This window comes from Pseudomonas sp. TH37 (genome assembly GCF_016650735.1).
Lineage (GTDB): Bacteria > Pseudomonadota > Gammaproteobacteria > Pseudomonadales > Pseudomonadaceae > Aquipseudomonas > Aquipseudomonas farris.
Genome location: NZ_JAEKFD010000001.1, coordinates 881,228 through 901,677 on the forward strand (window position 1 = coordinate 881,228; position 20,450 = coordinate 901,677).

At 58.7% G+C, this 20,450-nt stretch carries 27 protein-coding genes; 8 read left to right on the forward strand and 19 right to left on the reverse strand.

Annotation, left to right across the window (positions count from 1 at the left end; all coding sequences use genetic code 11):
• Nucleotides 1-43 precede the first annotated feature (43 nt).
• From JFU11_RS04165 to tsaA, 5 genes are all read left to right on the forward strand, one after another.
• The gene (locus JFU11_RS04165; protein ID WP_123719809.1) at nucleotides 44-517 is read left to right on the forward strand and encodes an acetyltransferase; all 474 of its coding nucleotides are present in this window, start codon (nucleotides 44-46) and stop codon (nucleotides 515-517) included.
• 194 nt (nucleotides 518-711) lie between these two features.
• A complete protein-coding gene (locus JFU11_RS04170; protein WP_201059871.1) occupies nucleotides 712-1,422 on the forward strand; it encodes an rRNA pseudouridine synthase in 711 nt (236 codons plus the stop codon).
• Between the two features lie 75 nt (nucleotides 1,423-1,497).
• Complete coding sequence (locus JFU11_RS04175; protein ID WP_123719811.1) at nucleotides 1,498-1,968, forward strand: DUF1456 family protein; 471 nt, start codon at nucleotides 1,498-1,500, stop codon at nucleotides 1,966-1,968.
• A 241-nt stretch (nucleotides 1,969-2,209) separates the two neighbouring features.
• Nucleotides 2,210-2,980 (forward strand): SDR family oxidoreductase, encoded by a 771-nt coding sequence (locus tag JFU11_RS04180; protein ID WP_201059872.1) that lies wholly within the window; start codon nucleotides 2,210-2,212, stop codon nucleotides 2,978-2,980.
• Nucleotides 2,981-3,166: 186 nt separating this feature from the next.
• Complete coding sequence (tsaA, locus tag JFU11_RS04185) at nucleotides 3,167-3,865, forward strand: tRNA (N6-threonylcarbamoyladenosine(37)-N6)-methyltransferase TrmO (RefSeq protein ID WP_123719813.1); 699 nt, start codon at nucleotides 3,167-3,169, stop codon at nucleotides 3,863-3,865.
• Nucleotides 3,866-4,049: 184 nt separating this feature from the next.
• Here tsaA and fpr read toward each other — a convergent pair whose 3' ends face one another.
• Nucleotides 4,050-4,829 carry a ferredoxin-NADP reductase gene (fpr, locus tag JFU11_RS04190; RefSeq protein ID WP_003443014.1) on the reverse strand — a complete coding sequence of 260 codons (780 nt, stop codon included), beginning with the start codon at nucleotides 4,827-4,829 and terminating at the stop codon, nucleotides 4,050-4,052.
• Between the two features lie 121 nt (nucleotides 4,830-4,950).
• Between fpr and JFU11_RS04195 the strand changes: the two genes are divergently transcribed.
• Complete coding sequence (locus JFU11_RS04195; protein WP_052966392.1) at nucleotides 4,951-5,877, forward strand: LysR family transcriptional regulator; 927 nt, start codon at nucleotides 4,951-4,953, stop codon at nucleotides 5,875-5,877.
• Here JFU11_RS04195 and JFU11_RS04200 read toward each other — a convergent pair.
• The 3 genes from JFU11_RS04200 to JFU11_RS04210 form a co-directional block, all read right to left on the reverse strand.
• Entirely contained in the window at nucleotides 5,874-6,236 is a 363-nt protein-coding gene (locus JFU11_RS04200) for a diacylglycerol kinase (protein ID WP_019580981.1), read from the reverse strand. The genes JFU11_RS04195 and JFU11_RS04200 overlap by 4 nt on opposite strands.
• Before the next feature lie 75 nt (nucleotides 6,237-6,311).
• Entirely contained in the window at nucleotides 6,312-6,962 is a 651-nt protein-coding gene (erdR, locus tag JFU11_RS04205) for a response regulator transcription factor ErdR (RefSeq protein WP_052966391.1), read from the reverse strand.
• Nucleotides 6,963-7,204: 242 nt separating this feature from the next.
• Nucleotides 7,205-7,948: a tRNA-uridine aminocarboxypropyltransferase gene (locus JFU11_RS04210; RefSeq protein WP_201059873.1), complete on the reverse strand. Its 744-nt coding sequence runs from the start codon at nucleotides 7,946-7,948 to the stop codon at nucleotides 7,205-7,207.
• 189 nt (nucleotides 7,949-8,137) lie between these two features.
• Between JFU11_RS04210 and JFU11_RS04215 the strand changes: the two genes are divergently transcribed.
• Nucleotides 8,138-8,563, forward strand: a complete 426-nt coding sequence (locus JFU11_RS04215; RefSeq protein ID WP_123719816.1) for a PA3611 family quorum-sensing-regulated virulence factor — start codon at nucleotides 8,138-8,140, stop codon at nucleotides 8,561-8,563.
• Here the strand turns inward: JFU11_RS04215 and JFU11_RS04220 are convergent, their stop codons facing one another.
• On the reverse strand, nucleotides 8,564-8,758 hold the full coding sequence (locus tag JFU11_RS04220; RefSeq protein WP_007907277.1) for a hypothetical protein: 195 nt from the start codon (nucleotides 8,756-8,758) through the stop codon (nucleotides 8,564-8,566).
• Nucleotides 8,759-9,247: 489 nt separating this feature from the next.
• Between JFU11_RS04220 and JFU11_RS04225 the strand changes: the two genes are divergently transcribed.
• A complete protein-coding gene (locus JFU11_RS04225) occupies nucleotides 9,248-10,366 on the forward strand; it encodes a TIGR00730 family Rossman fold protein (protein WP_123719818.1) in 1,119 nt (372 codons plus the stop codon).
• 42 nt (nucleotides 10,367-10,408) lie between these two features.
• On the opposite strand, the gene recX is transcribed toward JFU11_RS04225, so the two are convergent.
• The 14 genes from recX to JFU11_RS04295 form a co-directional block, all read right to left on the reverse strand.
• Nucleotides 10,409-10,876: a recombination regulator RecX gene (gene recX, locus JFU11_RS04230; protein ID WP_201059874.1), complete on the reverse strand. Its 468-nt coding sequence runs from the start codon at nucleotides 10,874-10,876 to the stop codon at nucleotides 10,409-10,411.
• Nucleotides 10,877-10,884: 8 nt separating this feature from the next.
• Nucleotides 10,885-11,937: a recombinase RecA gene (recA, locus tag JFU11_RS04235; RefSeq protein ID WP_007907270.1), complete on the reverse strand. Its 1,053-nt coding sequence runs from the start codon at nucleotides 11,935-11,937 to the stop codon at nucleotides 10,885-10,887.
• A gap of 83 nt (nucleotides 11,938-12,020) precedes the next feature.
• Nucleotides 12,021-12,521 carry a CinA family protein gene (locus JFU11_RS04240; protein WP_201059875.1) on the reverse strand — a complete coding sequence of 167 codons (501 nt, stop codon included), beginning with the start codon at nucleotides 12,519-12,521 and terminating at the stop codon, nucleotides 12,021-12,023.
• A gap of 80 nt (nucleotides 12,522-12,601) precedes the next feature.
• Complete coding sequence (locus JFU11_RS04245; protein WP_123719819.1) at nucleotides 12,602-13,120, reverse strand: lysis system i-spanin subunit Rz; 519 nt, start codon at nucleotides 13,118-13,120, stop codon at nucleotides 12,602-12,604.
• Entirely contained in the window at nucleotides 13,102-13,665 is a 564-nt protein-coding gene (locus tag JFU11_RS04250; protein WP_201059876.1) for a glycoside hydrolase family 19 protein, read from the reverse strand. The genes JFU11_RS04245 and JFU11_RS04250 overlap by 19 nt, the downstream gene beginning before the upstream one ends.
• 43 nt (nucleotides 13,666-13,708) lie before the next feature.
• Nucleotides 13,709-14,287 (reverse strand): phage tail assembly chaperone, encoded by a 579-nt coding sequence (locus tag JFU11_RS04255; RefSeq protein WP_201059877.1) that lies wholly within the window; start codon nucleotides 14,285-14,287, stop codon nucleotides 13,709-13,711.
• Between the two features lie 9 nt (nucleotides 14,288-14,296).
• Nucleotides 14,297-15,019 (reverse strand): phage tail protein, encoded by a 723-nt coding sequence (locus tag JFU11_RS04260; protein WP_201087338.1) that lies wholly within the window; start codon nucleotides 15,017-15,019, stop codon nucleotides 14,297-14,299.
• A gap of 8 nt (nucleotides 15,020-15,027) precedes the next feature.
• On the reverse strand, nucleotides 15,028-15,537 hold the full coding sequence (locus tag JFU11_RS04265) for a hypothetical protein (protein WP_201059878.1): 510 nt from the start codon (nucleotides 15,535-15,537) through the stop codon (nucleotides 15,028-15,030).
• The gene (locus tag JFU11_RS04270; protein ID WP_201059879.1) at nucleotides 15,534-16,682 is read right to left on the reverse strand and encodes a hypothetical protein; all 1,149 of its coding nucleotides are present in this window, start codon (nucleotides 16,680-16,682) and stop codon (nucleotides 15,534-15,536) included. The genes JFU11_RS04265 and JFU11_RS04270 overlap by 4 nt, the downstream gene beginning before the upstream one ends.
• An 11-nt stretch (nucleotides 16,683-16,693) precedes the next feature.
• A complete protein-coding gene (locus JFU11_RS04275; protein ID WP_201059880.1) occupies nucleotides 16,694-17,293 on the reverse strand; it encodes a putative phage tail protein in 600 nt (199 codons plus the stop codon).
• Nucleotides 17,281-18,324 carry a baseplate J/gp47 family protein gene (locus JFU11_RS04280; RefSeq protein ID WP_123719828.1) on the reverse strand — a complete coding sequence of 348 codons (1,044 nt, stop codon included), beginning with the start codon at nucleotides 18,322-18,324 and terminating at the stop codon, nucleotides 17,281-17,283. Before JFU11_RS04280 ends, JFU11_RS04275 begins: the two co-directional genes overlap by 13 nt.
• The gene (locus tag JFU11_RS04285) at nucleotides 18,314-18,712 is read right to left on the reverse strand and encodes a phage GP46 family protein (RefSeq protein ID WP_123719829.1); all 399 of its coding nucleotides are present in this window, start codon (nucleotides 18,710-18,712) and stop codon (nucleotides 18,314-18,316) included. Before JFU11_RS04285 ends, JFU11_RS04280 begins: the two co-directional genes overlap by 11 nt.
• Nucleotides 18,712-19,221, reverse strand: coding sequence for a phage baseplate assembly protein (locus JFU11_RS04290; RefSeq protein ID WP_038979176.1), 510 nt, complete (start codon nucleotides 19,219-19,221; stop codon nucleotides 18,712-18,714). Before JFU11_RS04290 ends, JFU11_RS04285 begins: the two co-directional genes overlap by 1 nt.
• Nucleotides 19,222-19,406: 185 nt before the next feature.
• Entirely contained in the window at nucleotides 19,407-20,450 is a 1,044-nt protein-coding gene (locus tag JFU11_RS04295) for a phage baseplate assembly protein (protein ID WP_123719830.1), read from the reverse strand.

A 20,450-nucleotide genomic window follows, 5' to 3' on the forward strand; every position in this document is an offset into this window, starting at 1 on the left:
AGAGAAAGAACTCGCGTCATCCACGCAAGAGAGGCCAGCGGGCATGCGCCAACACTCGGTCATTCACACACCGAAACAGAGCGACTACGAAGAACTCACCCAAGTGTGGGAAGCCTCGGTGCGCGCCACCCATGACTTTCTGCCCGACAGCTACATCGACCTGCTAAAGAATCTGGTGCTGACCCGCTACCTCGACGCGGTGATGCTGATCTGCACCAAAGACTCGCGCCAGCGCATCACCGGGTTCGCCGGCGTCGCGGCGGGCAAAATCGAAATGCTTTTCATCGACCCGGCGCATCGCGGCAAGGGCCTGGGCAAGCAATTGCTGCGCTACGCCCTGGAACACCTGAACGCCGATGAACTGGACGTCAACGAACAGAACCCGCAGGCCTTGGGGTTTTACTTCAAACAGGGCTTCGAGGTGATCGGCCGCTCGGAAGTCGATGGCATGGGGCAGCCCTATCCGTTGCTGCACATGCGTTTGCGCCAGTCTCAACAACTGACGCGTAATGGTTAATGGCTGACCCAACATAGAACAATGTGGGAGCTGGCTTGCCTGCGATGCAGACGACGCGGTCTGTCTGTCAGGTCGCAGCGATGCTATCTCAGGCAAGCCAGCTCCCACAAAAAAGCCACACGGCGCAAATGGAGCCGGGATTAACCGGCGCCAGGCAGGTACAATGCCCACCCCTTTTTTGTTACGGCCCTGTCATGACTGACCCGATTCGTCTCTCCAAACGCCTCATCGAACTCGTCGGCTGTTCCCGTCGGGAGGCTGAGCTGTTCATCGAGGGCGGCTGGGTCACCGTGGACGGCGAAGTCATCGACGAGCCGCAGTTCAAGGTCGACACCCAAAAAGTCGAGCTCGATCCCGAAGCCAAGGCCACCGCGCCGGAGCCGGTGACCATCCTGTTCAACGTTCCAGCAGGCATGGACGCGGACACAGCCATGGCGACCATCAGCGCCGAGACCCTGAGCGAGGAACACCGCTACGGCAAACGCCCGCTCAAGGGCCACTTCCTGCGCCTGACCGCCAGCACCGATCTGCAGGCCAATGCCAGCGGTCTGCTGGTGTTCACCCAGGACTGGAAGATCCTGCGCAAACTCACCGCAGACTCCGCCAAGATCGAGCAAGAGTATGTGGTCGAAGTTGAAGGCGACATGGTGGCTCACGGCCTCAACCGCCTGAATCACGGCCTGACTTACAAGGGTAAGGAACTGCCGCCGGTCAAAGCCAGCTGGCAGAACGAAAACCGCCTGCGTTTTGCGATGAAGAACCCACAACCGGGCGTGATCGCCCTGTTTTGCCAGGCTGTAGGCCTGAAGGTCCTCGCCATCCGCCGCATCCGCATCGGCGGCGTGTCCATCGGCAAAGTGCCGCTGGGACAATGGCGCTACCTGTCCGGCAAAGAGAAGTTCTAAGACTTTTCACGCCGCCATACATTTCGGCGCCGCTGTTTATGCGGCGCCCACTGCTGAATATCAGGACTGCACACCATGATTCATAACGACGTACTGCGCAGCGTGCGCTACATGCTCGACATCAGCGACAAGAAAGTCATCGAAATCATCAAGATCGGCGGCATGGACGTGTCCCTGGAAGACCTGCTGACGTACCTCGACAAGAAAGAGGAAGACGAGGAAGGCTTCGTACGCTGCCCGGACGAGGTCATGGCGCATTTCCTCGATGGCCTGGTGATCTTCAAGCGTGGCAAGGACGAAAGCCGTCCGCCGCAGCCAATCGAAGTGCCGGTGACCAACAACATCATCCTGAAGAAGCTGCGTGTGGCCTTCGAACTGAAAGAGGACGACATGCACGCGATCCTCAAGGCTGCCGAGTTCCCGGTGTCCAAGCCTGAGCTGAGCGCGCTGTTCCGCAAGTTCGGTCACACCAACTACCGCACCTGCGGCGACCAGTTGCTGCGCAATTTCCTCAAGGGCCTGACCCTGCGCGTTCGCCCGCAGTAACGTGCGAAGCTGATCTTCTGTAGGAGCTGTCGAGTGCAACGAGGCTGCGATCTTTTGATCTTTCGCTTGGAACTCAAGTGGACAAGAAAAGATCGCAGCCTCGTTTCACTCGACAGCTCCTACACAGCTCCTACACAGCTCCTACAAGGCCGTATAAGCCCTCATTCCTCGCAAAAATAGTGGCTCCGCTTCTGGCGGCTGACGACTAGGGTGTATTGACCCTCAGCTCTCAGGATTCGCCATGCATCCCTACTTTTCCCTGCAAGGCCGCACCGCTCTGGTGACCGGCGGCACCCGTGGTATCGGCAAAATGATCGCCAAGGCTTATGTCGAGGCTGGCGCCACTGTGTACGTGTGTGCCCGCGATGCCGACGCCTGTCAGCAAACTGCCAAGGAACTGAGTGCCTTCGGGGTTTGTCACGCGGTAGCTGCCAACCTGGCCCATGAAGAAGGCGTCGAGCAATTGGCTGCGCACCTGACTGAACAGATCGGTCAGCTGGATATTCTGGTGAACAACGCTGGCACCACGTGGGGCGCGCCGCTGGAGAGTTACCCGGTCAAGGGCTGGGAAAAGGTCATGCAGCTCAACGTGACCTCGGTGTTCAACTGCATTCAGCAATTTCTGCCGCTGCTGCGCAAGGCTGGTTCGGCGGCGAACCCGGCGCGGATCATCAACATTGGTTCGGTGGCCGGGATTTCGTCCTTTGGCGAACAGGCGTATGCCTACGGCCCGAGTAAAGCCGCCCTACATCAACTGTCGCGGATTCTGGCGCGGGAGCTGGTGAGCCAGCACATCAACGTCAACGTGATTGCACCGGGGCGTTTTCCGAGCAAGATGACTCAGCATATTGGCAATGATGAGCAGGCGCTGGCCGAGGACACGGCGTTGATTCCGATAAAGCGCTGGGGGCGGGAGGAGGAAATGGCTGCCTTGGCGATCAGTCTGGCGAGTACGGCCGGGGCGTATATGACTGGGAATATTATTCCTTTGGATGGTGGGTTCAGTCTCTGAGATTGGTGGTGCGGCTATCGCGGGCAAGCCACGCTCCCACAGGTTTTATGCCGTACACAACATCTGTGTTCGCTCGAGAACCCTGTGGGAGCGCGGCTTGCCCGCGATGAGGCCGGCTCTGCCACCACCAGACTTGAGGCCCGTCGGGTTATCATGCCCGCCTCAACTCCGCCTCGACCCCAAACCATGACCTACAGCGTTTCCCCCATCGGCTTCGTGCGCTCCTGTTTCAAGGAGAAATTCGCCATTCCGCGCCAGCCGCAACTGGCCCCGGCCGCTCGAGGCGTGCTGGAGTTGGTGGCGCCGTTCGATCAGGGTGATGCGGTGCAGGGACTGGAGCAGGTCAGCCATGTCTGGCTGTTGTTCCTGTTCCATCAGGCCCTGGAAGAAAAGCCACGCCTGAAAGTCCGCCCTCCACGTCTGGGCGGCAACAAATCCATGGGCGTATTCGCCACTCGGGCGACGCATCGACCCAATGGCATCGGTCAATCAGTGGTCAAACTGGACAAGGTCGAAGCCAATCGACTGTGGATCTCCGGCATCGACCTACTCGACGGCACGCCGATTCTCGACATCAAACCTTACGTGCCCTACGCCGACATTATCGACACGGCGTCCAACAGCATCGCCAGCGCCCCGCCACAGTTGATTCCCGTGCAGTGGACAGACTCAGCGCTGCAACAGGCTCATGGCCACGCTCAGCGGCTTGATGAGCCCTTGGTCGAGCTGATCGAGCAATGCCTGGCACAAGACCCACGCCCGGCGTATCAGATTCCTGCACCGGAAAGGGAATACGGCGCGCAGTTCTGGGATGTGGATGTGCGCTGGCATTACCCCACGCCCGACCTGATCCGCGTCCTCGAAGTCATTCCCGCAAACGTCTGAACGCCAGAAACGAAAAAGCCCGCGCTACCTCTGAAGGCAACGCGGGCTTTTTTATGGTCACCACCAAACCAATGTGGGAGCGAGCCTGCTCGCGATGGCGGCGTAACATTCAACGATGACGTTGACTGACAGTCCGCTATCGCGAGCAGGCTCGCTCCCACAGGTAGAGCAGTGCAGCGGTTTCTTACTTCTCGACGAACGCACGCTCGATCAGGTAATCACCCGGCTCGCGCATCCGCGGCGAAACTTTCAGGCCGAAGCTGTTCAACACTTCGCTGGTCTCGTCGAGCATGCTCGGGCTGCCGCACAGCATGGCGCGGTCGTCCTGCGGGTTGATCGGTGGCAGACCGATATCGCTGAACAGCTTGCCGCTGCGCATCAGGTCGGTCAGGCGGCCTTCGTTCTCGAACGGCTCGCGGGTCACGGTCGGGTAGTAGATCAACTTGTCACGCAACGCCTCGCCGAAGAACTCGTTCTGCGGCAAGTGCTCGGTGATGAACTCGCGGTAAGCGACTTCATTGACGTAACGCACGCCGTGGCACAGGATCACTTTTTCGAAACGCTCGTAGGTTTCCGGGTCCTGGATGACGCTCATGAATGGCGCCAGACCGGTACCGGTGCTGAGCAGGTACAAATGTTTGCCAGGCTTCAAGTCATCCAGCACCAGGGTGCCGGTAGGCTTTTTGCTGATGATGATCTCGTCGCCTTCCTTCAGATGCTGCAGCTGGGAAGTCAACGGGCCATCAGGCACCTTGATGCTGAAGAACTCGAGATGCTCTTCCCAGTTCGGGCTGGCAATCGAGTAAGCACGCATAAGCGGGCGGCCGTTGGGCTGTTGCAGGCCGATCATCACGAACTGACCGTTCTCGAAGCGCAGGCCCGGATCGCGGGTGCACTTGAAGCTGAACAGAGTGTCGTTCCAGTGGTGAACACTGAGGACACGCTCGTGGTTCATGTTGCTCATGTACGTGGGACTCCTGGAGATTTGCCTGCGCCGATGATGTGCGCAATTGCAGCGCATTCTAATGGCAGCGACAATATCTGTTAACTGGATTATTAAGATAAGGGTTATCGGTTATATCGATATGCGATTTACTCTCCGTCAACTTCAAGTATTCGTCGCCGTCGCCCAGCAGGAAAGCGTATCCCGTGCTGCATTGACGCTCAACCTCTCACAATCGGCGGCGAGCACCTCAATCACCGAGCTAGAGCGTCAGTGCAGCTGTCAGCTGTTCGATCGCGCCGGCAAACGGCTGAGCCTCAACGCCCTCGGCAAACAGCTGTTGCCGCAGGCGGTGGCCCTTCTCGATCAGGCCAAGGAGATCGAAGACTTGCTCAACGGCAAGTCCGGTTTCGGCTCCCTGGCGGTCGGCGCGACCCTGACCATCGGCAATTACCTCGCCACCCTGCTGATCGGCAGCTTCATGCAGCGTCATCCGGAAAGCCAGGTGAAGCTGCATGTGCAGAACACCGCCAACATCGTGCAACAGGTCGCGCACTATGAAATTGATCTGGGTCTAATCGAAGGCGACTGCAGCCATCCGGACATCGAAGTGCAGAGTTGGGTCGAGGATGAGCTGGTGGTGTTCTGTGCGCCCCAACATCCGCTGGCCAAACGCGGTATAGCTACCGTGGAGGAGCTGAGTCATGAGGCGTGGATTCTCCGCGAGCAAGGCTCGGGCACACGGCTGACGTTCGACCAGGCCATGCGACACCATCGCAGCGCGCTGAACATTCGCCTGGAGCTGGAACACACCGAAGCGATCAAGCGCGCGGTGGAATCAGGTTTGGGGATAGGCTGCATTTCGCGCCTGGCGCTGCGCGATGCGTTCCGCCGCGGCAGCCTGGTGCCAGTGGAAACACCGGATCTGGACCTGGCGCGGCAGTTCTATTTCATCTGGCACAAGCAGAAATATCAGACATCGGCGATGCGCGAATTCCTCGAACTGTGCCGCGCGTTCACCGCCGGGGTTCAGCGCAGCGACGAGATCGTCCTGCCCACCATCGCTTAAAGCAGAATCACCGCCCACACCAGCGCAATCATGCTCAATGCCACCAATTGAGCGGCGCTGCCCATGTCCTTGGCGTTCTTGGACAGGGGATGCAACTCAAGGGAAATGCGGTCGATGGCCGCTTCCACCGCCGAATTGAGCAACTCGACGATCAAGGCCAACAGGCAGACCGCAATCAGCAGCGCCTGCTCGACGCGGCTGACGTTCAGGAAGAACGACAGCGGAATCAGGATGGCGTTGAGCAATACCAATTGCCGGAAGGCCGCTTCGCCGGTGAAGGCCGCGCGCAGGCCGTCCAGGGAGTAACCAGAGGCGTTGAGGATGCGTTTGAGGCCGGTCTGGCCTTTGAAAGGTGACATAAAGTAGGCAACTGACCAAAAAGGAGTGGGAAAGCTAGATTAAGCAAAGTCAAAAAAGCGTGAACACGCAGCACCTTAGTGGCTCGAAATTGACTCAAGTTGTTGCAAGAGCAGCGCTGCCTGAGTCCGGGTTCGCACATTCAGCTTACGGAAAATTGCCGTAACGTGGGCCTTGATCGTCGCCTCGGAAACGCTCAACTCGTAAGCAATCTGCTTGTTCAGCAAACCTTCACAGACCATGGTCAACACACGGAACTGCTGAGGTGTCAGGCTGGCAAGGCCTTCGCTGGCAGCCTTGGCTTCGGCGGAAACGCTGACCGCTTCGAAGGCCTGGGGTGGCCAGAAAACGTCGCCATCGAGCACCGCGCGTACGGCTTTCTGAATGACGCTCAAATCACTGGACTTGGGAATGAAACCACTGGCGCCGAATTCACGGGATTTCACCATGATCGACGCTTCTTCCTGAGCCGACACCATCACCACCGGAATCTGCGGGTACTGCCCACGCAACAGCACCAACCCGGAAAAACCGTAAGCCCCCGGCATGTTCAGGTCCAGCAATACCAGATCCCAGTCGGCCTTTTCGTCCAGACGGGTTTCCAGCTCGGCAATGCTCGCCACTTCCACCAGACGGACATCCGGGCCCAGGCCCAGGGTCAACGCTTGATGCAGGGCGCTACGAAAAAGAGGGTGGTCATCGGCAATCAGGATTTCGTATGTGGCCATTTTTCAAATGATCCTGTTTTTTTATGGGACGCCTGATGCATTTCAGGCCTCGCCAAAACAACTCGAGGTGCAGCCACGCAGCAGCACCAACAGGGCACGTTCAACGCCAATTACGTAAAAAAAAGCAGCGTTTCAAACCTTGGCCGCGCCCTAATCGGCGCCAAGCATGCCCAGCGAAGCCGGGGTGGTCAAGTTGCGTGGCCCCCGCTAGCGAGCCTGGTACTTTGCAGTATGGGCGATGCTCAGCAGATGACGGGCGCCGCGTGCTGCACAAAGGGCATCAGCTCGGCGTGGGCCGGTGTTGCAACATTCATATCCAGCTGATGTTTAGCGTCCAGGTAATGCTGGCTGAACACATCAAAATAAGCGTCCAGTGCCGAGGCAGCGTCTGTATCACCGGCAAGATCGAGGCACAGCGCCGCTACTTCGGCCGTGCACAGGTGCTCGCTGCGACTGGACCTGCGCAATCGGTACCGTGAAAGCTTCTCAGGAAGCAGGCTCAGAATCGGGAACCCATCAAAATAGGGGCTTTTACGGAAAATCTTCCGGGCTTCGGTCCAGGTGGCGTCCAGCAGAATGAACAGTGGGCGCTTGGTGCCATCGACCTCGACACTGTGGGTAACTCGCTCGGGCTCGACGTATTCGCCCGGAAACACCAGGTAGGGTTGCCATTGTGGGTCGGCCAACAGCGCCAGCAGTTGTTCATCGACTTCCGTGCGCGACCAGATGAATGCATGGTTGTCGCGCACCACATCGGCAATCAGCCAACCGGTGTTGCTTGGTTTGAACACTTCTTTATTGGTCATGATCAGGCACACGCCGCTACGGGTGTCGACCTGCGGGCGCCAGGCGCATAAGCAGTGGCTCTCGATCACACGGCAGGCACGGCAACGGGTTGCTCGCCAGCCACGGGCCTGAATCGGCTTGATACCCTCTTCCTCTCGCTGATCACGCAAGCGGGCTACGGCGTTGGGAGCGTGGTTCATCGTGGGCAACACCCGCAGACAGGAAAACTCGACACAAACGGCACTCGGCAGGGCAATAAAGGCCAGCAGTTTACCAGAGCGGGCGGCGCAAGCCTGTACCGACCAAGCCACCTCCCCTATAATTCGCCGCCACTGAACGCACAGTCACGTGACTGGTCGAACCACCAGTCACTGAACCAGGAGAGTTTCATGCTGCGCCTTATCGTTCCCACCGCTGCCGTTTTGCTGGCGTCGTGCTTCAACGCTCAGGCTGCGTCCTTGAGTGAGCAGAATCTGAACAGAGAGCTGCGAAACGTCGCCGTACAAAGCAGTGTCGGCACGCCACGGGCGATCAACGAAGACATTCAGGATCAGGGTTACACCGTCGAAGGCAATCAGCTGATCAACCACCTGAGTGTTCAGAGCAGCCACGCCGACAAGATGCGCGCCGATCCGAAAGCCGTGTACTTCCAGCTTGGCGCCTCCGTCTGCAGAAACGAGGGGTTCCGCAAGCTGATGGCCAAGGGCGCGATCATGCGTTACGACTTCACCGAAGTGAAATCCAACCGCCCGGTCGGCTCCGCAAGCTTCCAGGAATCGGATTGCCCGAAAGCCACACCGGCCAAGAAAAAGTAATCAACGGGAATTGGCGCGCCGCTGTTCATCCTCGGCGCGCAGTTCTGCCAACAGCGCCTGCAAGTAGCGCGAACGTCGCTCCCCGCCCTCCAGACGTCGGCAGCACTCCTCTTCGAGACTCAAATGATTAGTCTCGGCTGATAATTTCAGCAATCGATACAGTTGCGCATCGATTTCCAGAGTGACTCTGGGCATGGTTTACCGCCTCCCTGCACGCAGTGATCGTCGTTGATCACGCAATAAATCCCTGAATTGCTAAAACGTTGCGTCCTGCCATTGACGCAAAGTTGTCGTGTCACGCCTGTAACTTAGTAAATCAGAGCGCAGGACATACGGCTTGCGTTCAGACGAGCGGTGAAAGCACCTTGCAAATCGTCAATAAGCGGTTGCCAGGAAAGACTTTGCGGCGCAATGATCAAGCAGCAAAAATCGTTGCGAGGGTCTAAATTCAAAGTGTTCACGTTGATTTTTTTCAGGGCAGAAAAGGGGCTGCCCATTGCGTGCCTTATTGTGCGAACGTTTCTTTCATTCAAGGGATAAGCAGAGCCCGTATGGATGGCTCGATTGCAACCGAGTCAGGTGGAGCGCCCAGGCAAGGGCTTGGGCAGACAGCGACACAAGGGGTGTCGCGGCGCCGACGATTGTTTTGTCGGGCCAAGGGTTCTGTGCAGAAGGAGAAGTTGAATGCCTTACCAACCGAATGACCTCCTGAGCCGTCATTTTCAAGAAAGCGGCCACGACCTCACCAGCAAGGTCGAAGAACAACTCAACCTGGTTTCACCCAACAGCCCCAACATCCCGATTTACCGCGACATGATCCTGACTGTGCTGCGCATGGCCCAGGAAGATCACAACCGCTGGAATGCCAAGATCACCCTGCAAGCCTTGCGCGAACTCGAGCATGCCTTCCGTGTGATGGAGCAGTTCAAGGGACGACGCAAAGTCACTGTTTTCGGCTCGGCCCGCACGCCGATAGAACACCCACTGTATGGTTTGGCCCGAGAACTTGGCGCCGCTCTGGCGCGCTCGGACATGATGGTCATCACCGGTGCCGGTGGCGGCATCATGGCGGCGGCCCATGAAGGTGCCGGCCTGGAACACAGCTTGGGATTCAACATCACCCTGCCCTTCGAGCAGCATGCCAATCCCACGGTCAATGGCACCGGGAATCTACTGCCCTTCCACTTTTTCTTTACCCGCAAGCTGTTCTTCGTCAAGGAAGCCGATGCGCTGGTCCTGTGCCCAGGCGGTTTCGGTACGCTGGATGAAGCGCTGGAAGTGCTGACCCTGATCCAGACCGGCAAAAGCCCATTGGTGCCCGTGGTGCTACTGGATGCGCCGGGCGGCAAGTTCTGGCAAGGCGCGCTGGACTTCATTCATCATCAACTGGAGGAGAATCGCTACATCCTGCCGACCGACATGAAGCTGTTGAGTCTGGTCTACAGCGCCGAAGAGGCAGTGGAGCAGATCAACCAGTTCTACAGCAACTTCCACTCCAGCCGCTGGCTCAAGCATCAGTTCGTGATTCGCATGAACCACAAACTCAGCGATCGGGCACTCGAACACATGCAGGAGGCATTCGCCGACCTGTGCCTGAGCGACCATTTCCATCAGCACGCCTACAGCGGTGAGGAGCACGACGAAGCACAGTTCAGCCATCTGGCGCGACTGGCCTTCACCTTCAACGCCCGTGATCATGGCCGTCTGCGGGAGCTAGTGGATTACATCAACCTGCCGGAAAACTGGGCCCAGTCCAAACCCCAGGCGCAACAACGCACACGGGAACCGTCCAAGGTAACGTGAGGCAAAAAAAACGGCCCGCTATCGAAATAGCGAGCCGTTCATTCAATCGTCCATCCCTCGGCCGCTGAACAAGCGGCTGATCATTTCCATGGAATATCCCCGATAACTCAGGAACCTGCCCTGTTTGGCACGTTCCCGGGTGTCTATCGGTAAATGCCCAGCAAACTTGCGCCGCCAGGTGTCTTCCAGTTGTTCCTGCCAGTTGATACCGCTCTCGCGCAAGGCGAGTTCGATGTCAGTACGTTGCAGGCCGCGCTGGCTCAACTCTTCGCGAATTCGCAAAGGGCCATAACCGGAACGGGCACGGTAGGAAACAAAGCTCTCGAGGTAACGGGACTCGGACAACAGGCCCTCTTCCGTCAAGCGGTCGAGTGCTGTGTCGATCATTTCAGGGAGGGCGCCGCGCTGACGCAGTTTACGCGTCAGCTCGACTCGACCGTGCTCGCGTCGCGCGAGCAGGTCCATTGCGGTTCGCCGCACCGCGACGAGTGTATCGAGTACGGCGGTCATCGGATCAATCAGATATCAGCGTCAGCCAGGTCATCAGCCGTCTCTTTGACTGGCGATGCTTTGACGTCCGGCGCTGGAGTCAACAGCTTGTCGCGCAGTTGCTTCTCAAGTTTCGCGGCGATCTCCGGGTTGTCCGCCAGGAACTTGGCCGAGTTGGCCTTGCCCTGACCGATCTTGGTGCCTTCGTAGGCATACCAGGCACCGGACTTCTCGACGAAACCGTGCAGAACACCCAGGTCGATCATCTCACCGTTGAGGTAGATGCCCTTGCCGTAAAGAATCTGGAACTCGGCCTGACGGAACGGCGAAGCCACCTTGTTCTTCACGACTTTGACGCGGGTTTCGCTACCGACGACTTCATCACCTTCTTTCACCGCGCCAGTACGACGGATGTCCAGACGAACCGATGCGTAGAACTTCAGCGCGTTACCACCAGTAGTGGTTTCCGGGCTGCCGAACATCACGCCGATTTTCATACGGATCTGGTTGATGAAGATCACCAGGCAGTTGGCGTTCTTGATGTTACCGGTGATTTTACGCAGCGCCTGGGACATCAGACGGGCTTGCAGGCCCACGTGCATGTCGCCCATTTCGCCTTCGATTTCAGCCTTTGGCACCAGAGCGGCCACGGAGTCGACGATGATCACGTCAACCGCGTTGGAACGCACCAGCATGTCGGTGATTTCCAGGGCCTGCTCACCAGTGTCCGGCTGGGAGACCAGCAGGTCGTCGACGTTGACGCCCAGTTTGCCGGCGTACTCAGGGTCGAGGGCGTGTTCGGCGTCGACGAATGCGCAGGTCGCGCCGGCTTTTTGAGCCTGGGCGATCACCGACAGCGTCAGGGTGGTTTTACCGGAGGATTCAGGACCGTAGATCTCAACGATACGGCCTTTTGGCAGACCGCCAATGCCGAGCGCGATGTCCAGACCCAGAGAGCCAGTGGAAATAGCCGGGATCGCCTGACGGTCCTGATCGCCCATACGCATTACGGCACCCTTGCCGAATTGACGTTCGATCTGACCCAGGGCCGCAGCCAAGGCTTTCTTCTTGTTGTCGTCCATTAAAGTCCTCACGTAATCAATAAGGCCTGACGGCCAACACCTGTATAAGTAGCCAGTATTATTCCACAGCGTTTCAGGATCGCCTACCCCTGATTTGAGATTTCTCCAGAGGTATACCGCAACAGCCCCTCTAGCGCGGCCTTCACCGTTTGTCGGCGGACCTCGTCACGGTTACCGGGAAAGTACTGCACCTCGCTGAACACCTGCTCACCGACGCCCCAGGCCAGCCACACCGTGCCCACAGGCTTGCTCGGCGAACCGCCATCCGGCCCTGCCACACCGCTGACCGCCACGGCAAAACGCGCCCGGCTTTTTTCCTGCGCGCCGCGGACCATGGCCTCGACCACCTCGCGACTGACCGCCCCGACGGTTGGAAACAACTCGGCCGGGACATCCAGTTGCTGGGTTTTCTGGCGGTTGGAGTACGTGACATAACCGGCCTCGAACCACGCCGAACTCCCCGGAATACGGGTGATCGCCTCGGCAATCCCGCCACCGGTACAGGATTCGGCGGTGGTGACGTGGGCATTGAGAACCTGCAAGCGTCTGCCAAGTTCAGCGGCCAGCTGGGTGATATCTTTCACGGCTCTCTCCTGATCGAGCGGAATGAGGCCTACCGTACACGAGCCGATCACGCTTGCAAGGTTCAGGATCGATCAAAATGTTAGCGAACGAGGGCTCTGACATAGGCCTGACACGCCTGCAGGGCAATCAGTCCGCTATCGCCTGCGTTGGTGATGGCGATAATTCGTTGAGCATGCGCCGGGTCAAGTCGGGCTCGCGGGGCGCCATGATCCACCCCGCCGGTGCCGGAGGCGGCTGGCACTGCACCGGTTGAGGCAGCGTCATTGGTATCGAGGAGGACTGACAAGCGCACATCAGCAGTGGCAAGACGATCGCGCAGGCGACCTTGATCACGTTCGGCATCGCTAAGCGCTCGATAATGGGTTTGTTCACTGGCCGACAGCCGTTGCCCCAGGGCCTGGCGTTTGTCCTGCTCGGCCTGCTGCTGGGTGGCGGCGGCCAGAGTCAGTTGATTAAGGATCTCGGCGTGCAGCCTGGCCTGCTCCGCCAGTTGCCGGCCGTAGCGCCAATCCTGAAACTGCCAGGCCAATGCCGCCGAACAACCGGCCAGCACCAGCAGACCGATCAGTCGCCAGCCGATCAGACCGAAGGCTGGCATAGCACCGCCCTCGCCCGCGCCCAGAGTTCCAGACGATCCTGCAAGCCGTTCAACCCACCGTTGATACGGCGGGTGATGCTGTTGAACTGGTCGCGGTCGGCCAATTCATTCAAGCCGTTCTGTTCCCAGAACCATGCCGCTGATTCAGCCGCCCATTGGGGCTGCTCCAGCAGTTCAGGCAGGGTCAGCAGACGCTCATCGCCAAACAAGCCGAGGCTGCATTGACGGTAGTTGTTGCGGCCGGTGATCTGGATCAGGCCACGTCCACGGTATTTTTGACCGTCGCCGTCGAGTTCTGGAGTGTTGCCCAAACGGGTGGCCAGGGTGCCGGTGTCGTATTGGCTCAGATATTGAGTACTGCCCAGTTCACGTACGTACTGCAACTGCCCCGATTCGTGACCGACTTGCGCGAGGAAGGCGGCGATGCGTTTGGGGGTGTTGATGTTGCGGTGAGACATGGCAGTGTTCAGGGCGGAAATGAAAACGCCCGCTTGGGAGCGGGCGTTGGGCATGATTTCTTTGAGCTGAAAATCTGAGATGCGCATCCTTTGATCTCTAATGAACTATCATGGACCCTAATGAAGCGCCTCAATGGACTTGCGACACAAGCCAGGCAGGAACTACCGGACGATGCTGTGAAATCGGAAATAATTCCGACTGAGGCCAATCCCGTAGAGACTGTATGTAAGTAAGCAGTTCAATAAAGTCACTGGAGTCCAGCGTGTGCACCCTCCCCATTCCACTCTCATCACGATGGCGTTCAAGTAACCACTGAACACGTCTAACCTCAGCATTACGCCATGCCCTCTCAGCCTTGCAAAGCCCAGCTAACTCGAAAGCATCGTTTTTAACCCATTCCTTACCACTCCAGATATGAAACTCTGTCGGTCGAGGCTCAAGGGTAAACTCGGAAGGCAACTCACCCAGCAGATCAAGCTCGACAGCTTCTCCATCTTCAGTTCGATACGCAATGCAGTGATGCTCAGGAACAATTTTCCATTGACCATTCTCTCGCATAGCGCATTCACCTACTCTGACAGCAGGCGGAGGGTCAAGATAGGCATCTGCAGGAATCAGCCAGACACCCTCTTCCATGGGAGAGGGGTCAGCCTGACTTGAGAATAAGAACTTCCCTGTGACCGGATCGCAATTATAAATAATTCTCATAAATACTCCTTAATACTTAATACAAGCGAGCAGAGCTATGTTACGCGGACGGGTTTCCGTACCTCCCACACTGGATGTCGAAAAAGTATAGGGCCCACTATAAAAATCATCCGTTGACGTAATTCCGCCTCCCGCATTGAAATCGTTTGCCTGGTAACCCACAACAGTGTGCGCATGGCTTTGAATGGCATAACTTTGAGAACTCCCAAATAGCCGACCACTGTCTACAGCACGACCATCGTCCCAGCAGCGTAGAAATTCACCACGTAAATCCGGAAGTTTGAAGGTACTTGTTCCGTCCCCCGCCCCATGAGTTGTACCAATAGCAGCAAACAAGGAGGGGTAGGCGACTCGACTGACCAGTGCACCATTCGCTTTTAACCAGCCACTAGGTGGCCCAGGCATTGCAAAATAGGCAACCATGCCCGGCGGAGCCAGTATGGTTGCCTGACTGGACTCAAGCGCGTCAGTTATTCCATAACCATTTAATGTGGTTGGCCTGTTTTTCATTTTGGTGAAATCAACAAGTACACCAACAGCCGAAACCAATTGATCTTCTTTCGTCTCGTCAGGTGTTAATCCTGCCGCTTTGACTACGTTCAAAATCTCCTGCGTAACCGCATTCCCCCAACTGGCCGGGATCAATGATCCCGGGGTGCCGACTTCCGGGTTTTCATCCACAAACCGACCATTAACCAATCCGAGACTGGGCACATTTCTTGGGTAATCCATACTTTCCCCTACAGGTCGCTAACTAACTTTCGAACAGCCGCAATGGCCTCATCCGTAAACTCTTTAGCCAAGTCCATCTTGCCCTTGCCTATATGAGCCTTGATTTTCTCTTTTGACTTCAATCGAATAATACGAAGCGTCAATAAACTTTCGTTGAACTGCGCGGCCTTTTCGAGAATCTCGTCGGCAGCTTGTTTAGCGGTTCGGCCTTTGATAACCCAGGCGGACACGGCCAGCGGTACGTCTTTTTTCGGGTAGCCCGCGTCCTTATAGGCTTGGGCGTCGACGGCGGCCTGGGCGTACTCCATGGCTTTGAGTGGATCACCGGCCAGAGCAGTGCGTGCTTTGTCTGCCGCGGCATCGACTTTGGCGCACAGGCGTTCGGTTTCCTGTTGTTCCAGCTGGGCGACTTTCGCGGCGTCCAGCACCCATTTTTCACCGTCCCAATAATGGGCGGCAGAAGGCTGTGCGGGACGTAGACCGTCCTCGAACTGATGAAGCTCTTGAATAACGTTCATCGAATCAACTCCCAAGAAAGACTGACATTGACTGCCGCCGAGAAGTTGACTGCGATTCCAGTGGCGTAATCAGACACGGGGTGGTTTTTGATCCCCATACTGAACAGCAATTCATCGCTGACGGCGCTGGTCGAACCGAGCATGTGTTCGGCCTGGTAGGACTGCCACAACGAGCGCAATTGCGAATGGTCGAAACTGGCGGTCAGAGTCGTGACCGTGGCGTCGTTGACAAAGTTATTGGTAAAGATCACGCACGGCATCGGGTTCGCCCAACCACCATCGTGATTGGAGCTGGTGGTCAGCGCCGGAGAGAGAAAGCAATAGTTACCGCCAACCCAACCTGTTGGCGCAAACGACACGCCGGAGATCTCAGTCGCCGAAGGCGTCGGGTTCCCCACCACCAGACGTGCCGCCCGGGCATGAGGATCCAGAGGCAGGTAAACCACACCGTTGCCGTTGACGGTTTGCGTCCACGCCAACCGGTTACGGTTGTAGATCGGCCTGATGACCGGCACGGAACCCGGCGCAGCCGTCATCACCCAGGCAATGCAGATGTCCAGCGGCGTGGACTGAAAACCACCTCCCGCCCCGCCATTGACAGTGCCCTTCAAACCTTCGGGCGCGACGTCATAGATTGTTCCTCGTTGCATGTAGAACGTCAGCGCACCACCAATCACCTGCGCCCGCAGAAAGTAACTGGAGGTCGACAACAAATCACTGCTCCACGCTTGGGTGGTAAACGTCCGCGCCCTGCCCAACTGCCCCGCGACGACTTCCTGGCCAATACTGACCAATACCCCCGCCGGAATCGACACCCGGCCGCCGCTGGTCGAAACTGCCGCCGGGGTCACCGACAAACGCCCGTCCGCCGTTGCCACCGTAGCCGTCGGCAGCGAGCCGATTGGCAATGCCGAATCCAGATTCCAGCCCTTGGCGGACACGCTCTGAATTGCTTGCAGCAACTGATCGTACTTCGTCTCATCCGGGGTCAGATCCCCAGCCTTGATGACGTTCACAATCTCCTGAGTCACCCCATTCCCCCAATCCGCCGGAATCAGCGATCCCGGCGTCCCGGTCAGCGGGTTCTCATCCACAAACTTCCCATTCACCAACCCGGCGCTGGGCACACTTTTCGGATAATCCATCCCTCTACTCCCTAGTCATAATTGATGTGCACCTTGGTATGCGCCGGTGCGCTGCGGTGGATCAGGCATTCCAGTGCGGAGCCCGGGTTCACGCCAAACCGCTCGCCCCAGTAACTGGCGCCAAAACGTCGTCCCAGCAGCAATCGCCCGCCTGTATTGAGCGTCCACATGAACTGCGCTTCCCACGTGCCCCAGTGCGTAGCACCGAAACGCGAGCGCCCCATGCGCGGGGCTTCCAGTTCGGTGATGGTGGCGTTCGGGTAGCCCTGGCTTTTGGCGATTTCGAGGTAGTAGCCGACGGCCTGGCTGCCGACCGCGAGCAAGCGACGACGTACCGCGAGGCGGCGGTCATCGAACAGTGGCGTAGCTCCGAGGCACGGGTCGGGCAGGTTCATCACCCGCTCCCAGTCCGGCACCAGTTCACTGACGCCGGCAGGGTCCATTTCGTTGAGCAGGTCGGCGGCGCGGGCGTCGAGGCGGGCCAGTTCCTGGGCGACGCCTTCGAGGACTTCTTCGAGTTCCGGCACCCGTTCAGGGTCCCAGGCCGGGCCGGTGGGCAGCAGGCTGCGCAGTTGGGCATGGTATTGCGCGGCGGTTCTTATGCCCCCCATACGCAACCTCCGAAGGTCAACAGCTCATTGCGCTCGGTTTCGACATCAGCGACAGGCGAGGTAAGTACATGGTCGTTTTCGCCGCTGGTGCTGCTGATCGCTTCACGGATGTGACTGATCAACAACTTCTGGCCGAGGTCGGCTTCACGGTTATGCAGGTCTCGCAGCTGCGCTTCAACGGCGGCGCGTATGGCGGTGGTGTCGGGGGTCAGCGTCAGGTGATAGACCACCGGCACCTGAACCGGCCGCTGCACATGCACCTCGGCGGTGACTGGGCGCAGGGGCTCGATGTAGGCCTGGACTTCGGCCAGTTGTTCGTCGTTCGGCACCGGTTGCGGGTCGTCGTCACGCATGATGAACAGGCTGACCGTGCCCGGCCCCAACAAACCGCCACGACACCAGGCGCGGGTCACGCCGGGGCACTCCAGGGCCCAGGTTTCATAGTCTTGCGCCGAACCGCCGTGGGGGATGATGCGGTAGGAGCGGATCACCCGCGCACGCAGCGACTCCAGGCTTTCCCGCGCTACACCGCCGCTGAGCCCTGGCGTCAACACGGTAAAGCTATTGCCGACGATACCCGCAATCGGTTGCACTGGAATCAGCGCCAGACCGGCCTCGGCATTGCCCAGGCTGCCGGCCTCGAGCGCGGCGATGGTGGTGGTGTTGAGGCCATTGCTGGTGGTGCGTGCGGCGGTCACTTTGTAGGCGCGACCGTCGCTCGATTGCAGCAAAGTGTCGAGGTCCAGCACGGCACCGGCGCTGGCGGTAAAGCTGACGCTGCCGCTGGCCGCCTGTGCGGGTTTGCGCGGCTGGTTCAGACGCAGTGCGGCGATCCGTTCCAGGGTCGACTCATCGGCCTTGTCCGGGAGGATCTGCTCGGCGATCCAGTCCAGGTAGCCATACAAGCCATAGGCGGCGCCACCGAGGGTGCGGGCGAGCACTTGCGCATCGGACTGGCGCAGCGAATCGCTGGCCAGGTCGCTTTGGGTGCGCTTGATCAGCACCGGCAGCGAAGGGGTTTCAAACGGCATAGATCACCTGCCAACTGTTATCAGGGTTGATGTCCAGGCGCTCGCCATCGGCCAGGGTCAGGACCGTGCGCAGGTTCAGGCGCTGGGCGTCGAGGCGTTCGCTGATGATGTCGATGGCGCTGCAATGGCCGTCGTCGATCAGCCATTGCAGGGCTTCGCGGGCATAGAATTCGGCGTCCATCTGGGTTTGTCGGGTCAACTTGACCCGACGCAGCAGCCACAGTCGCGAACCGATGCGGTCGTCAGCGACGGTGGGAAACGTGTCGCCCCACCAGCCGAAACGTTCTTCGTCATCGAGGGCATCGTCATCGGCGGCGCGGCGCCAGGTGAACAGGCTGATCAGCACTGAGCGGGTCAGTGCGGCATGCAGGTTTTGGCTGATCAACATCATTGCCCTCCTGCCGGTACGCCGGTCTGGCCATTGCCTGCTTGAACGCCGACATGCACGTGTTTGATCTGGCTGATGCCGCCGGCAATCTGATCGCCTTGGGAGACGATCTTGCCGGTCTGGGTCAGGGTCGGTGTGTCGATGTTCACGGCGCTGCTGGCGCGGATGTTCAGGGTGGCGGTTTCGATGTCGATGATCCGCCCGCGCTTGAAGTGAATTTTGTCGCCTTCGTCGGTGTAGATCGCCACTTCGCCAGCGGCCAGGGACTGGAGGCGATAGCGACGGTCGGCGACCACCAGCACGATGGCGTGGGAGCGATCACCGCCCAGAAAGGTGGCGATACCTTCGGCGCCGGCCAGCGGATTGCTGGTGAAACCGTAGGGTTCGAAGTGCTCCATGTCGTCGTTCACTTCGCCAGCGGTGAGGCGCATTTGCAGCGATTGAAGCTTGGTGGCCGAGTTGGCGAGCACGACAGTGCCGCGCGCCAGGAGGCGTGTCAGTAGGCTCATGGGTTGTTCTCAAGAGTCGGCGAAACACAGACAAACCTGTGGGAGCGGGCTTGCCCGCGATGGCGGTATGTCAGGCAAAGGAGCGTTGCAGCGAACACCGCTTTCGCGGGCAAGCCCGCTCCCACAGGGTTCGGCGTTGTTCACAGCATTGGCATTCCAGATGCCATTTAGGGTAAGTGTCGAGCTCAGGTTTTCTTCGGGGGCTCGGGATTGGCGTCAAAGGTATGCGGCGGTGCAACTTGCAGGGTGGTGACCGAACCTTGCGCCGACAGCGAGTAGGTCACCTTCGAGATCAGCATGTCGTCATCAAACCCCAGCACCGGATCCTTGACCCGCACCAGCGTGTTATGACGCCACAGATCGCCGTTGGATTGTCGCCAGCCCTGCACCTGATAGGTGGTGGCTTTGGCCTTGCCCACTCGGGTGGCGCTTTCCCAGTTGGCCCGTTGCAAGGCGAGATCGGGATTGATCTGCATGCCTTCGTTGATCACCGTGACCCGTCGACGTTTGTAGCTCAGGTCGGCGGACACCGATTCAACCTCGCTGACCGCTGCCCCGCTCTTCTTGTCCGTGCCCTTGTGCTGACCGATTACCCGGTATTCGGAGAACACCTGGCTGTAATCCATTGGCGCGTTGGCCGACAGAATGTTCTTGCCCAACTCCAGCGCATCGCTGGCCCGACCACCACTTCCGGGCCGGGCCAACACCAGCCGACCCTGGGCATCATCGGTAGAAAACACCCGGAACAAGGTCAGCAAGCGGTCGATGGATTGAAACACCGTTTCCCCCGGCACGATGGTGTGACTGCTGAGCCGGGCGGTCTCGGGAATTTCGCTGACCACAAAAACCTTGTAGGTGATCGCCAACGCTTCGACGATGCTCAACAGCGATTGCTCATGCCATTGGTTCGGGCGGTTGGTCGCGGCGCAATCCACCAGATCCTGGGTGCAGGAACTGCCTTCGATGTTCAGGCTGATCTGCCGCCCGTCATAACTGATCGGGGCTTTGAACACATACCCGGTCAGCACCAGATCCTGGCCGATGCGCACTTCACAGGCGTCACCGGGCTGGATCCGTTTATCCACGGTCTGCCCCGGCCATTGCCAGGTGATGTTGAGTTTAAAGGTGCGGAACTGACGCTCCAGATCCGCAGTGATTTCCACGCTTTTCCAGCCACCGTATTCCAGGCCGCCGACGGTCAGGGTGACCCGGTTATCCATGTCGTTCAT